Genomic DNA, 14807 nt, shown 5'->3' with positions numbered 1-14807 from the left:
AATTCCATTCTGAATAAACCAAAACTTTAAATAAGGAATAACACAACGTTATGAAAGTCATTGTGATTAGTCATTGTGGCTTAACAAGACTGTCCTTAGAAATAATAACTAAGGGAGTGAAATATATCCTGGATAAATATCAGGATATTAATGTTGAGCTATATCCCTCCATCAGTAATGAGATTATATCTAATTCATTAGGCCCAGGGGATGTTATTATTATTGATGATACATCTTCAATTCAGGTTTTAAACTCTATTGAGCAGATAAGGACATTAAGCCCATCTGCTTATATTATGGCTTTTTATAGCACACCAGAGAACTCCGGAGACATTATTTGTCTGTCAGAATCATGTGATGGTGTGGTATGTAAGGCTGCTGCTGTTAATAAAATAGAAGCGGCGATAGCTAAATTGTTATCTTCACAAAAAAAACCAAAGAAATTTGATCAAATAGCATTTTCAAAGAAAGTTAAATTACAATTAACCCCAAAAGAGAATGAAGTTCTTGAGTATATATTATCGGATTTAAGTAATGGTGATATATCAAGGCTGCTTGATATGAAGAGCAAAACAGTGAGTGCACATCGGCGTAATATCTATAATAAGTTAGGCGTCAAAGAAATTAATGGAATGCTAAAGGAGTTATTGACTCATAAATAAACGGTAAGTTTTATTTATGTAAAACAATATTTATCTGAATGTTTTCTGTTTTTTATTTTCCAAGATAATTCTTAACCCCTTCAATCCTGTAAGATATATTTAACAATCCCCGATTGGATATATATTGTTATTAACTTGCTGACAGAATGTTTTATTTTTGATAGCGGGTGATAATTGACATTTAATTTTTATGCTCTCTGTCAACAAATTTAATTTATTTTATGTTTTTTTTGCCAGAAATTTAATTAGGCTGATCAACTGTTTTGTATAAATAATTTGAAATATAAAACCACCAAACATATAAAATACGATCTTTACATCCATTTCAGGATTATCAATTAGTTTATTAAACTGGACTAATGAGATAAGTTAGCGTATAGATCTGACATAATGCAGTTTGACAGCATAAAAGATCGCCATGTAGAGTGTCCCTGCTACATTTGTTGGGTGGCATTCTATTGAACAAATGCAACTGATATCACTACGCAGATAATCAGTGGAAATGATATCGGCATCAGTGTCAGCATATCCGATAGAAGGTTGAGTACTTATAAAGGATTAATGAGGGTATTTTATGAAAGCAGTGGCGATAGTAATTTTGATGGCAAGTGCAGTATTGGGAGGATGCAGCACACAGGCAAAGATTGACTCCGAGAAGCAGACCGCAGCCATTATTAAAAAGAGTACCAACGATCAGTGCGTCAATAATTTCTCCATGGTAAAAAAACTGAATACAAATGAGTTTGGTGTATTTAGAGGGCAGTTTGACCAAATCAACGATATGTATGCCTTCTTAGAACAGAATAGAAATATTTTGGATAATGATCCTAAGCAGCTCATTTCTCTGGAACTGGATTCAAAACTTAAAATGGTGTGTGCCAGAGTTAGAAATACTGCGTTCAACGAAGTACAAAACAAAGTGAATTATCTTTCACGGATCTAGCCTTTTCATCCAATAAGACACAGTGATATTTGCTATATGCAGTAATTATAACAATCCGTGTGTATATGTTTTGCATTTTATATGATTATCATTCTCAACTTCTAGTTGAGACAGATATTGTATTTTATGGTAATGAAATACTTCAAATATAGTCATTTGGATTAGAGCAGTTTAGTTCGCTAAATTGCTCATTTCTTTTCGTAATCTACATTATTACAAAATCAATAAAATTGAGTTTATTGGGTGAGACACAGAATAACATCATTAATGTTAATAAATGATGACTATGTGTATGTCTGTCAATAATAAAACGGCTTGTATCTATGCGGTAACGGATATCGCCATTCAAAATCGGAACTTTGAATTCACTATGAACGGTTTCCATTCAAATAAATCACTTATGCGAGCAGTCGCAATTAATACACTTTTAATGCAATTACTGCTGCCCATAACTATAGCTTTCACACCGCTAATATCGCTATCTGTGCGAGCAGATGAATTAGACGAGATAATGGCGAAGATGCGTTCCTCCGAAATACTGGTTGAACCCATGGCGGTGGCACCTAAGACTTATTCTGAACAGCCCAATAATCATATCGAAAAACCCGCTGTTCCTTACTATTACCAACCAGTGAATCCTTTCATAGGGAATGAAGCTCCAGTCAATGTGCCGCCGGACAGTACGTTACCTAATTTAGGTTCCGAAAATTTGCCGCAAGCCGAGAGTTCGGGCGCGAATAAATTTAATATCACCGAAGATAATGTTGCCAGCACGGCCACCCAATTTTGGGGCGTAATGGGCAATGATAATTCGGCGAAAGCGGCAGAAAGTGCCGTAAGAGGTGTATCCTCAGGTTTAGCAGCACAGGCAGCCTCTGACTGGCTAAGCCAATTTGGTCATGCCAGAGTTCAACTGAATTCCTCCGGTACCGGCAATGCAGATATTTTACTGCCACTGGTTGAATCGCAAGATAACCTGTTATTTGGTCAATTAGGTGTGCGTTACGATGGATATCGGACGACAAATAATGCGGGTATTGGGGTTCGTCAATTTACCGAAAACTGGATGTTCGGTGTCAACAGCTTTTATGACTATGACCTGACGGGTAAAAATAGCCGGGTAGGGGTAGGGGCTGAAGCCTGGACTGACAATCTTAAGTTCTCTGCCAATGGCTATTTTCGCTTAACTGACTGGCACCAATCTGTGCTGTCTGATATGGAAGATTATAACGAGCGACCGGCAAATGGCTTTGATGTCCGGGCCGCGGCCTACCTGCCTGCCTATCCTCAGTTGGGCGGCTCATTAATGTATGAAAAATACTTCGGCAAAGGTGTGGCGCTCAACAGCGGGAGCACTAGCCCAGATGATTTAGGCGACTCACCATCCGCGGTTACATTGGGCGTGAATTATACACCGATCCCGCTAATCACCGTCGATGTCGCTCATAAGAAAGGCCAAAACACCTCAAATGAACTTCAGGTTGGTTTGAACTTTAATTACCGCTTCGGTGTGCCTTGGATTGATCAAATTAATAAAGACACGGTGGCCTTGATGCGCAGCCTTGCGGGCAGCCGTTATGATTTGGTTGATCGTAATTACAATATTGTTATGCAGTATGAAAAACAGAATCTGATCAATTTAACGTTACCGGAAACAATTTCAGCTCATGCGCTGGAAAATGTCACCCTAACCGGAACCGTGGCCTCTAAATACGGCACCGAACGGATTGAGTGGAGTGCGCCGGTATTGGTTACTACAGGTGGAGCCCTGACACCACTGGCGATGGAGTCTGCGGTCGTCACACTCCCGGCCTATCAACCTCTGCAAAATATCAATAGTTATCAAGTCAGCGCGGTTGCTTATGACATTCGTGGCAATAAATCTAACACAGCAACCACCCAAATTATTGTGCAGGAATCACCACATCAGATAGCGCTAAACGTGGTGGGATCGAGCACTTCCGCAACAGCTGATGGCAGTGCATTGGTCACTTATCGGGCCTCCGTGGTTGATACCGCTAATGGGGCGAATACACCTATGGCCGGTATGAATGTTGCTTTTAATGCCACTATTGGTGACGTTGTCACTCCGGTTGGCACCACCGATAACATGGGGCGGGCAACAGTTTCCGTTAAGAGTACCTTGGCGGGTGCAGGACAAGTTCATGCCGTGTTAGATAATGGTAACAGAGCTCAAGCCGCAGTGATGTTTATGGCGGATGAAAGTACCGCCTCCATTCTTAGCGATAACTTGACGGTGCTGAGCAACAATGCCTTGGCCAATGGCACTGCGACCGACAGTGTTCAGGTCATGGTAACAGATGCTAATGGCAACCCTGTCCCTAACCAACTGGTTAATTTCAATGCTGACAATGGTGCCACACTCTCTTTCTCTAGCGGCATTACCGACGCCAATGGGACGATCATTGTCACGGCCGTTAACACTACGACGGGCGTAACCAATATCACGGCTACGTTAAATGGTTCGAGTCAAAGTGTGCCGGTTAACTTTATTCCAGACAATGGTACCGCGACGATTGCCGCCGGAGCACTGACTGTCCTTACCGATAACGCACTGGCTAATGGCAGTGCTCCAAACTCGGTAAAAGCGGTGGTAACGGATGCCGGAGGGAACCCGATTCCTAATTTTGTTGTTAGTTTCGTTGGCAGTAATGGCGCAAATATAGCGGCTAATGGCACGACGGGGGCTGATGGTTCCGTTACACAACCGTTGACCAATACGACTGCGGGTGTGACTCATGTGACTGCTAGCGTGAATGGTCATAGCCAGGCGGTGGATGTGACCTTTGTTCCTGACAGCGGCACGGCAACGATTATCAGTGGTGCGCTCAGTATCGAGACGGATGGCGCACTGGCCGATGGGGCGGCAACCAACTCGGTGAAAGCCATCGTGACCGATGCACAAGGAAACCGGATACCCAATCTGCTGGTGAATTTCAGTGCCAATAATGGTGCGTTGATTGCTGCCAGCGGCACCACCGGTAGCGATGGTTCGGTGACCTTAACACTGGTCAGCAGCACCGCCGGGGCCAGTCGTGTCACCGCTGCGGTGAATGGCAACAGCCAGGCTGTGAATGTGAACTTTATTCCCGACAGTGGCACCGCCACCATCGTCAATGGCGCACTGACTATCATCAGTGACAATGCCGTGGCAAATGGTATAGCGACCAACTCGGTGAAAGCCATCGTGACCGATGCCACCGGTAATCTAATACCGAATCAGGTCGTGACGTTCACCGCCGATAATGGCGCGGTGATTGCTGCCAATGGGACGACGGGTGCAGATGGTGCTGTAACACTGTCACTGACCAATGTGACGGCAACGGTTGTTCACGTGACTGCAACTATTAACGGTAACAGCCAAAGTGTAGATGTGACCTTCATCCCCGACAGCGGAACCGCCACTATTATCAGTGGAGCATTGACCGTCAGTCATGATAATGAGCCAGCAAATGGTGTTGCGACCAACTCGGTACAAGCCATCGTGACCGATTCTACCGGCAATCTGGTGCCGAATCAGGTAGTGACCTTCACGGCGGATAACAGTGCAGTCATTGCCGCCAGTGGCACCACGGATACCAATGGTTCTATCACTCTGCCTGTGACCAGCACTGTTGCCGGTGTAACTCATGTCACTGCTACGGTGAATGGTCATAGCCAGACGGTGGATGTGACCTTTATTCCAGATGGCAGTACTGCCACTATCCTGAGTGGAGCACTGACGATCATCAGTGACAATGCCACCGCAGATGGTACATCGACTAACTCGGTTAAAGCTGTTGTGACTGATGCCACCGGTAATCTGGTACCCAATAAAGTGGTGACTTTCGTTGCTGATAACAGCGCTGTGATTGCCGCCAGTGGCACCACGGGAAGTGATGGCTCGGTAACATTGACACTGACCAGTTCCACTTCTGGGATAAGCCATGTCACCGCTACCGTGAATGGCAACAGTCAGGCAGTCGATGTGACCTTTATTCCTGACAGTGGCACGGCAACGATTATCAGTGGCGCGCTCAGTATCGAGACGAATGGCGCACTGGCTGATGGGGCGACAACCAACTCGGTGAAAGCCATTGTGACCGATGCACAAGGAAACAGAGTACCGAATGTGCTGGTGAATTTCAGTGCCAATAATGGTGCGGTGATTGCTGCCAGCGGCACCACCGGTACCGATGGTTCGGTGACATTAACGCTGACCAGCGCCACCGCCGGGATTAGTCGAGTCACTGCCGCGGTGAACGGCAGTAGTCAGGCAGTCGATGTGACCTTTATTCCCGACAGTGGCACAGCAACGATTATCAGTGGTGCGCTCAGTATCGAGACGAATGGCGCGCTAGCTGATGGGGCGGCAACCAACTCGGTGAAAGCCATCGTGACCGATGCACAAGGAAACCGGGTACCCAATCTGCTGGTGAATTTCAGTGCCAATAATGGTGCGGTAATTGCCGCCAGTGGCACCACGGGAAGTGATGGCTCAGTAACACTGACACTGACCAGCCCCACTTCTGGGATAAGTCATGTTACTGCTACCGTGAATGGCAACAGCCAGGCAGTCGATGTGACCTTTATTCCTGACAGTGGCACGGCAACGATTATCAGTGGTGCGCTCAGTATCGAGTCGGATGGCGCGCTAGCTGATGGGGCGGCAACCAACTCGGTGAAAGCCATTGTGACCGATGCACAAGGTAACCGCGTACCGAATCTGCTGGTGAATTTCAGTGCCAATAATGGTGCGGTGATTGCTACCAGTGGCACCACCGGTACCGATGGTTCGGTGACATTAACGCTGATCAGCACCACCGCCGGGGTTAGTCGGGTCACCGCCGCGGTGAACGGCAGTAGTCAGGCCGTCGATGTGACCTTTATTCCTGACAGTGGCACGGCAACGATTATCAGTGGTGCGCTCAGTATCGAGACGGATGGCGCACTGGCTGATGGGGCGGCAACCAACTCGGTGAAAGCCATTGTGACCGATGCACAAGGGAACCGTGTACCGAATCTGCTGGTGAATTTCAGTGCCGATAATGGTGCGGTGATTGCTGCCAGTGGCACCACCGGTCCCGATGGTTCGGTGACCTTAACGCTGATCAGCACCACCGCCGGGGCCAGTCGGGTCACCGCCGCGGTGAACGGCAGTAGTCAGGCCGTCGATGTGACCTTTATTCCTGACAGTGGCACGGCAACGATTATCAGTGGCGCGCTCAGTATCGAGACGGATGGCGCGCTGGCCAATGGGGCGGCTACCAACTCGGTGAAAGCCATTGTGACCGATGCACAAGGGAACCGTGTACCGAATCTGCTGGTGAATTTCAGTGCCGATAATGGTGCGGTGATTGCTGCCAGTGGCACCACCGGTCCCGATGGTTCGGTGACATTAACGCTGATCAGCACCACCGCCGGGGCCAGTCGGGTCACCGCCGCGGTGAACGGCAGTAGTCAGGTAGTCGATGTGACCTTTATTCCTGACAGTGGCACGGCAACGATTATCAGTGGCGCGCTCAGTATCGAGACGGATGGCGCGCTGGCCGATGGGGTGGCAACCAACTCGGTGAAAGCCATCGTGACCGATGCACACGGAAACCGGGTACCGAATCTGCTCGTCAACTTCATTGCTGATAACACGGGTGTCATTGCCGCCAGTGGTACGACGGGTGCAGATGGTTCGGTCACATTGACCCTAATCAACACCAAGTCAGGTATCACCAAAGTGACAGCGACGGTCAATGGCAATAACCAAGTGGTGGATACCACTTTTATCTCCAATGCCAGCACCGCAAGGGTCAGCTTGGAGTCTGTTATTGGCAATATGCCCGCAGATGGCACAGCACAAAATAGTGTTAAGGCCAGAGTCACCGATGCATTCGGTAATGTGGTGGCGAATCAATTGGTGAGCTTCAATGCGACAAACAGTGCAACGATAGCGGCTAGCGGTACAACCGATATTAATGGTGAGATCGTCATGACACTTGTCAGTGCCAACCCAGGGGATAGCACAGTGACGGCAACCATCAATGGTACCACTGATACGGATATCGCGACGTTTATAGCGGTGCCATTCAGTGTGAAATTCGTTTTAACAATGTAAGGCGATAGTGAAATAAATGGCCGTATAGAGGGTATCTTAATAGCGTTAATACCCTCTATACGCCGCTTAATAGTTAAAAAGAAGGCAATGTTCTTTGCCAGAACTTATGCCGACTTTGTCATTATCTTATTTTGGATATTTACTATGAAATTATTTAATTTATTAGCATTCACATTAGCCTTTTCTGTATTACCAAATGTGGCATTAGGTCATTATCAAGTTGAAAATCCGCGAACCAGCTTAAGTGAACTCACTTTTGACTTAAAACATTATTATTTATCTGGCCACCTAACTAATCATCCTAATACATGCAAAATGAAAACAGGGACAGGAACTCAATCGTTACAATCTTGCAAATTGGTCTATGTATTCAATTTAGTAACAGGAAGTACCCTAATACAACGAGGTGAGATTGACCTTCGGGGTGATGGCAGCTATGACCTTGAATTGTCGAATGCACAATATCATTATGATGCACTTAGAGTGGCAGAGGCCCATGGTGTCGTTCTCAATCAAAATGTATCAATCCCTTATGCCGAAATTTCAAAGTTAGTTGGCAGTGATGGGCGTTTTATTGTTATAACCTCTTCAGAGGGTTATTCATGTCTTAATGGTACCAATTGTACACTGGCTAGCGGTGGAACCGGTTATACAACTAACACCATCAATTTGAGCCAACAAAATCTTGATGTTGCTTGTGAGGCCAATGCGTCCGGACCTCTTAGTATTGAGAATACGTTGAGCGGCGATCATCTTTATTTACATAACAGTAGTGCCTCACGGTTGTCGCAGAATATTGGTGCGATCAGCTTATCGGTTAATTGTGTTAACTGGTTATCAACGGCAAAAAATAAAACACTGAACTTCTCTATTACGCCCAATACAACAATAGCGAGCGGCGGCGACACTCAGGTGACTTGCGGGGCCTACAGCAATGCAAGTGCAGGGACTGCCGCAGGATATACATTCTCGCGCCCAATTAGTGTTGCAGGGTTTGACGGTATTTCTGAACAGTATAATACGAACGATATTTTTTATGGACTGTATGTCTCCTCACCGTCGACATCAGCCGAGACATCACTTAATTTAAATTGTGCTCTTTCGGGGCAATATACACTTAATTAAATCAATATATTATCCGGCGATTTTATTCTTAATGATAATTTCGCCTAAATATTCATAACTTCACGAGGAAGTTACTATGAATAAATCCATTTCAGCTTTGATTATTGATCAACATCCTTTAATAAGGCATGTAGTGAGGGGCCTTATAGAATGTAAGGGGGGTAAAGTTTATGAAACAGGCGAAGAGTTAGAATCGATTAAAATGGCCAGTATTTATAAACCGAGCATCATTGTTATAGATTTTGTCGGATATAAAAATGTTCAACTTAATCTTATTCAAAAGTTGATGCTGATGTCACCTGAATCAAAGGTACTTATTTATACCTCTTTAACCTCAATTTACTACCTGAAAATGTGCCTTGGCATAGGGGTCCGCGGATACGTATATAAAAAGGATGACGTCATTAATCTTGACGGGGCAATTGATGCGGTTATGTCGGGATATTGCTGCTTCCCCCAGCTAGATTTGCCAGTAAATGCATAATCGCTTTATAGGTTCCCCCTCAAAATTAATGACATTATGGTTATAACCCTATGAATAAATTGACATCATTTTCACTTTATCTTTTTTGGTTTATCTGGCTGTTTTGCCTTTTTAGTTTGATTATTGTTGAGACATTTCCAGAATTTATGAACTACATACACTCAATTTATCTCGGTGCCATTGTCTCAGCAGAGACTTATGACTCGCTAATCGCGCTCTCATTATGGTTATCACTTATTTCCGCAATGATTGCCATGTTTTTTATAAATGTATTTCTTAAAAAATTAAGAAGATTTAGATAAATAAAATTTAACCTATGTGTCTAAAAGGGAATAAGCGCTATGGAAGAGAAACTTGCTATCATTCAACACCCATGTTTTTTTACCCGTTTCACTCTGGAACGTATTTTAAAAAAACTCTTAATGAGTGAATCGGTCAAGATAGCCGCCAGTGTCAGCTCCCTGACTGATTGCTATGATAATTTGGTCAAGTTTCCGGCAGTGCATTTGGCTATTCTGAATTTACGCGGTGAGGATTATACCTCTGGCGATAGTCTTAGTTTGGTGGTTGATTGGTTGCGGATACAGCGTCCACACTGCCGCGTGATTGTCATCGCTGATGAATTTTGTGTCTATCTGCTAAAACAATATTTCTATGGGGTAGAGCAGGTCTACGCCGTTATCGCGCAAAATGCGCCTCTGAGCCAATTTGTTGCTCAATTAAACCGGGTATTCTCAAACTCGCCAGAGTTAAGTAAGAAGCGGCCTTGTATATTATCGAAACGAGAAAGAACCGTTCTGGCTCTGTTACTGCAAGGTAAATCGAACAATGACATTGCCGACCATTTGCAATTAAGCAACAAAACGGTCAGCTATCATAAGCGCAGTGCTTTGGGCAAATTAGGGATCAACACACTACAACCGATGTTGATGAATGCAGGGATTGTTTCACAGCTATTGCGTAACATCAGCCCGGAGCCACAATATACGACGGCTTAGGCTGTGACTGTCCGGTATTATAATAGATTAATTGTGCTGAGTTCTTCTCTCAAATAACGATTTAAGTTTCCTTCACCTAAGAACGCCACCTGCACTGACATGTTTACCGGAATAAGCCGGAAGCCTCATTTCTGATGTTGGGATACTTTTTGAATCCCTGACAGTGAAATTAGTGTAATATGTCTGGTCACGAACCAGCGTGTGGGGGCGTCTGCGTCTTTCTCTGCGCACCATGCTGTGTTCCAAAATGTATTACAATCAGTGAGTTCTGCTTGATTGTGAGCTTAACTTATTGATTACAATATATAACACGACGCCTGTGAAGGCGACTGAGTTGAATCAAATAAGCCTAATATAGTCTTTTTATATCAATAGGTTAAGTTTTTTGTTTTTGTATTGTACATATTTACTTGTTCCTTTGTAACTACCGTTGTTGTACAAGCTGTAGGTAATTAATATCTCAATAAAAAAAGTTATAGACCACTAATAAATTGGCCTATTAGCCTAATGGTTGAGCGGGATGCTAAGCCTACAGGTGATGGTCTTTCTGGCATTGGGGTAGTAATCACCTGCTAATGGCAGGTTCATTGAATATAGCAACTTACTCATGATTTTTCTCTTTCTTTCAATGAATTAATGGTGAGTTAAGCGCTAGGTTTGGTCATATTTGAGAAAGATTATAATTAGACTCAGCCCCTCAGGGGAGCTGGTCAAGCAGCACTGAATATCCGAGCTTTCTAGCCAGCGGGACTATTCTGTGGGTTTATTCAAACTTCACTACAAATTCTTCTCTGGTATCAGAGTACCATTTAACTGTAAATGAATGGATACCGTTATCAATGGTTAAATTACAATGGCGTACTTCGTTAATTCTTTCATAATCATATTGTGCCGGATTTGAAAAAACAGTGTTGGGTAAAAGTTGAGTAAGCACTTTATCAACATCTGATGAATCACATTTAGGTAATGCACCGTTCCATACACCCCACGCATACGGTGCGAAAGCAGCAATAAAAATAAAGGCACCACCAGCCCACAGATTGGTGGAGTCTTTCTCTGTTCCCCAGATAGTTGATCTGTCATTTAATGAAGAAATAGCCCCATTTCTCATTTTTTGTTCAGTGATTAATTTTTTACGTTTGATTAAATATATGGGTAGTACAATTACCCAGAGAATAGCAGTGCCAATACCCCACCTAACAGGATGATTTAACTGGTTATTATGTGCATCTTTCATGACCCATAACGCACTAACTAATAATATCACACTAGGTATTAACTCCATTCTATCACTTCCTTTTTTTAATAATTTATATTGTTCTTTCATGAACGCCATATTTGAATTGTGCGGTTCTCTTTTTCCTTCCCACTAAAATAATATTCATCATTATCCCAGAATTAGCAGTACTAGAAAAACAGTTTGGATGTACCGCTCATGGTTAGCATATCACCATTGTTGATAGCCTAGGTTGAGCATGACGATCCAAATGAGATTGGATAATTAACGAAATATCTTCTTACTGGGGCAACTACCAACTCCTTTCTTCACAATGGATTCAGTTCTATGACCATCACTGTAAACACAGACTTTGCCATCCTGTGTAGGATAGGAATCGATTAATGTAAGGGTGTTCACCGTCGCGTGGCTATCTGAGAAGATAAGCACTCCGATTAATACTAAATACCGTGGTGGTTTCATATATTGGCTCCGGATTTAAAATTCTAATTTGGAGAGAGCGTGGCTCTCTCACTGTCTCATGTTAATGTATTTTGATGATTTTACTTGCCTAGGGTATAGAATTCTGAAAGGAGGAAGCTTTTTGAGGTTTGGTCTCCATCAGGATATTTCTCCTCAATCACTAACTCGCTCCTGCTTTTCTTTTTAGTTGTCTCATCTTGGGTATTTACTGTATATGTTAATAAACTATCTATTTCTCCATTACCCTCCCAGCGATTAGTGCTCACGCCAGCCTCAGACCAAATAATAAAATTGCCAGATAATTTACATTGGTAGGAAAAAACTTTTCTATCATCTGGTCGTGTATACGTAAGTAAAACGATCTCCGAGGAAGGGGATGCAGATGCTTTAATTGTCTTTATCTCTCGACCCATAACCGTTGCAATACCAGCGCGGCATACTTGATACAATGTAAAAGGCTTAACTTCGTTTGCAGGTTCATTAACCTTGGGGGAATGAAAAGTTGTAGCAGATTCTTTAGAGGTACTGGAGTCATGGCCTTCACTACTAAACTTTACATACCCTACAAATGCAATTATAAGTATTAATATTATTGACTTAACTCGAGATTGGTATGGTTTCTTTATACCACAATGTGGGCAAACTCGTGCTTCAGATGAAACTTGAGCATTGCATTCACGGCAATTCTTCAGTGCCACCAGTATTCTCCTTACTTATTAATTAGCCATCAACCTAGATGGTGCTGTATATCCCTTTATCACGTCTGTCTAGTGTATGAAGGAACCCATTAGTTATTTACCTCGACAATGTACCAACTACCTTTGCCTTTAATGGCGTAGTGGCAAATGGCATCACAAAACACATCGACCTCACCGCCTAAATACTTAGTGAAAACGTTATTTACTTTCTTACATTGGTAGCCTTGGACCCTAATGACCGCTTGAGCCCATCCCCTAGTCCCTACAATAAAACCCCATGGATATAAAAAAGCTCGCTGAACGCGAGCTCGGTATTTTCAGTTTGAACTTAATTCTCAGATGTAACAGTGTAGTTCCCACCGTTATCAACAATTTTGTACTGGTAGTACATCCCATTGCACCAGACTCGCCACTCTCCAGCTTCCGTTTGTATAACGCTATCAACTTTTTTACATGAAAAACCATGGACAATAATCATCGCTTGCGAAGCATCTTTGAATTCTTGGCTTGCCCCATCTCCTGCATTAGCCCCAAAGGTGATAGCTAGCAGGGTTCCTACAAGTAGCATTTTTTTCATTAAAAACTCCATTTAATCAAAATTAACAAAAGGTTACTGTAAAGCATGGTTAATCATTATATGCATTATTGATCAATAATAACGATCGATAAACAAAAATTGATCGGTAAAATTGATCAATTGACTTGTGTGGGCGTACTGAGTGTTATCACTGGCAAAATAATTTCTACAAATCCTGTGAGATTGATTTGTAATCAGGCTAAGTAAGGTTGGTATACTGATTTTCCTAATCACATAAAAAATGTAGTTTAGGATTTATTTTACTATTCAGTAAGTTGACCAAGAAATCTGGTAAGGGAGGGACGAAAAAAAAGGTTTACCTTCTTTTTACAGTTGCCAAAAGGTATGGAAGTAATATAATATTTATTGGGGTATTTTTATTTGCAACATTTACGGATTGAAATGTTAGCTCTGCGCTTTATGTAATTTCTTACCGGAAACCCTTCTCCTTTCTAGGATTCGAACGTGCCATAGTCATGCGTTCAGCATGTCATTTTTACGGGTTTTAAATAATATAGGGGTAGAATACAGAGATATATGGGTGAACTCTCTGGTCTCCTACGCTATCCAACCGTTGTCCCTGCCTTTCTGCTATCTGGATTCTAATCATCAGATTGGCTGGGTTTTCTTTTGTTTTTTGCTTAGGGGTATTTTGATGACTAATGTTTCATTGAGAAGAAAGGGGCGTTCTACGCTTCTTCATAGTGGTCCGTATTTACATAACTCATTGAGTTACAAGGTTTACTATGGTAAAAAGCGTAAATATTCACCAATCTGTATTGAGATCTTAGATAAATTTACCAATGAAATTAATGCAATGCGTAGTAGCTATAACCGTACCTTTGCATTCAGATTTGACTTACATATTCCTGATGGAATGAGTGTTGATGAATCTAACTCTCTGATCAGTGTGCTATTTTCTAAATTAAGAGACAAATTCAAAGCCAAGCAATGGGATAACCAACCTATTAAAAAATTTGCTTACGGATGGGTATGGGAGGCTGCTAAAAAAGCCGAAAAACCACACTATCACCTATGGATTGCACTACCCGGAAATCAGGTACATAAGACGGGTCATGTTAAGTATGGGTTGTTCAAGATAATAAATGACTTGTGGCAAAAGCTAACTAAAGGGCTGGGGTGTTCTCACTTGGCTGAGAATTCGTATATGATTAAGCAAAACGATAACAGAGAATTAAAAAAGTTCGTTTACCGGGTATCTTATCTAGCCAAGGACAAAGGTAAATATTCTGAGGGGGACAAAACTAAACGCTTTGATGGCTCCAGACTCTTTGGTAAACTGGCTACCAAGAATATTGTGAAGCATTGAGAAGTCGGCTGCTTAACAAAGCTCTTTCCACACTCTAGGATTACAGATTTAAATTATTAATTCATCTTGGTCGCAGATACAGTGCTATAATGCAGCCAGAATCCCCTGAGAGCCTTGTTGTGGTGCTTTTAAAGTGCTAGCAATGCTAGCCCAAAGGGTATGAATCAAATAGCCTTAAATCG

Annotated in this window: 10 protein-coding genes; 7 read left to right on the top strand and 3 right to left on the bottom strand. The window is 42.9% G+C overall.

The window, feature by feature from the left end:
* Nucleotides 1-50 precede the first annotated feature (50 nt).
* The 6 genes from DJ58_RS19220 to DJ58_RS23985 all read left to right on the top strand — a co-directional run bounded on the left by DJ58_RS19220 (nt 51) and on the right by DJ58_RS23985 (nt 10321).
* Entirely contained in the window at nt 51-662 is a 612-nt protein-coding gene (locus tag DJ58_RS19220) for a helix-turn-helix transcriptional regulator (protein WP_032910827.1), read from the top strand.
* 574 nt (nt 663-1236) lie between these two features.
* Complete coding sequence (locus DJ58_RS19225; protein ID WP_004708337.1) at nt 1237-1605, top strand: hypothetical protein; 369 nt, start codon at nt 1237-1239, stop codon at nt 1603-1605.
* Nucleotides 1606-2116: 511 nt separating this feature from the next.
* Entirely contained in the window at nt 2117-7714 is a 5598-nt protein-coding gene (locus DJ58_RS19230; protein WP_168132510.1) for an Ig-like domain-containing protein, read from the top strand.
* Nucleotides 7715-7858: 144 nt separating this feature from the next.
* Nucleotides 7859-8839, top strand: coding sequence for a hypothetical protein (locus DJ58_RS19235; RefSeq protein WP_032912277.1), 981 nt, complete (start codon nt 7859-7861; stop codon nt 8837-8839).
* A 76-nt stretch (nt 8840-8915) separates the two neighbouring features.
* Nucleotides 8916-9323, top strand: coding sequence for a response regulator (locus DJ58_RS0121430; protein ID WP_072013959.1), 408 nt, complete (start codon nt 8916-8918; stop codon nt 9321-9323).
* 341 nt (nt 9324-9664) lie between these two features.
* Nucleotides 9665-10321, top strand: a complete 657-nt coding sequence (locus tag DJ58_RS23985; RefSeq protein WP_004712727.1) for a helix-turn-helix transcriptional regulator — start codon at nt 9665-9667, stop codon at nt 10319-10321.
* Between the two features lie 763 nt (nt 10322-11084).
* On the opposite strand, the gene DJ58_RS19245 is transcribed toward DJ58_RS23985, so the two are convergent.
* The 3 genes from DJ58_RS19245 to DJ58_RS19255 all read right to left on the bottom strand — a co-directional run bounded on the left by DJ58_RS19245 (nt 11085) and on the right by DJ58_RS19255 (nt 13295).
* Complete coding sequence (locus tag DJ58_RS19245; protein ID WP_004712726.1) at nt 11085-11648, bottom strand: hypothetical protein; 564 nt, start codon at nt 11646-11648, stop codon at nt 11085-11087.
* A 452-nt stretch (nt 11649-12100) separates the two neighbouring features.
* Nucleotides 12101-12718, bottom strand: a complete 618-nt coding sequence (locus DJ58_RS22125; protein ID WP_050413933.1) for a zinc ribbon domain-containing protein — start codon at nt 12716-12718, stop codon at nt 12101-12103.
* A gap of 328 nt (nt 12719-13046) precedes the next feature.
* Nucleotides 13047-13295 (bottom strand): hypothetical protein, encoded by a 249-nt coding sequence (locus DJ58_RS19255; RefSeq protein ID WP_032912270.1) that lies wholly within the window; start codon nt 13293-13295, stop codon nt 13047-13049.
* Nucleotides 13296-13950: 655 nt separating this feature from the next.
* On the opposite strand from DJ58_RS19255, the gene DJ58_RS19260 reads away from it, so the two are divergent.
* Nucleotides 13951-14625: a YagK/YfjJ domain-containing protein gene (locus tag DJ58_RS19260; protein WP_032912269.1), complete on the top strand. Its 675-nt coding sequence runs from the start codon at nt 13951-13953 to the stop codon at nt 14623-14625.
* Nucleotides 14626-14807: the final 182 nt, after the last annotated feature.

Origin of the sequence: Yersinia frederiksenii ATCC 33641 (genome assembly GCF_000754805.1) — a bacterium.
Lineage (GTDB): Bacteria > Pseudomonadota > Gammaproteobacteria > Enterobacterales > Enterobacteriaceae > Yersinia > Yersinia frederiksenii.
This window is presented reverse-complemented; position numbering and strand designations above follow the sequence as displayed.

Coding starts and splice junctions, on each gene's coding strand:
- DJ58_RS19220 (WP_032910827.1), top strand. CDS start 51: ATGAAAGTCATTGTGATTAGTCATTGTGGCTTAACAAGACTGTCCTTA.
- DJ58_RS19225 (WP_004708337.1), top strand. CDS start 1,237: ATGAAAGCAGTGGCGATAGTAATTTTGATGGCAAGTGCAGTATTGGGA.
- DJ58_RS19230 (WP_168132510.1), top strand. CDS start 2,117: ATGGCGAAGATGCGTTCCTCCGAAATACTGGTTGAACCCATGGCGGTG.
- DJ58_RS19235 (WP_032912277.1), top strand. CDS start 7,859: ATGAAATTATTTAATTTATTAGCATTCACATTAGCCTTTTCTGTATTA.
- DJ58_RS0121430 (WP_072013959.1), top strand. CDS start 8,916: ATGAATAAATCCATTTCAGCTTTGATTATTGATCAACATCCTTTAATA.
- DJ58_RS23985 (WP_004712727.1), top strand. CDS start 9,665: ATGGAAGAGAAACTTGCTATCATTCAACACCCATGTTTTTTTACCCGT.
- DJ58_RS19245 (WP_004712726.1), bottom strand. CDS start 11,648: ATGAAAGAACAATATAAATTATTAAAAAAAGGAAGTGATAGAATGGAG.
- DJ58_RS19255 (WP_032912270.1), bottom strand. CDS start 13,295: ATGAAAAAAATGCTACTTGTAGGAACCCTGCTAGCTATCACCTTTGGG.
- DJ58_RS19260 (WP_032912269.1), top strand. CDS start 13,951: ATGACTAATGTTTCATTGAGAAGAAAGGGGCGTTCTACGCTTCTTCAT.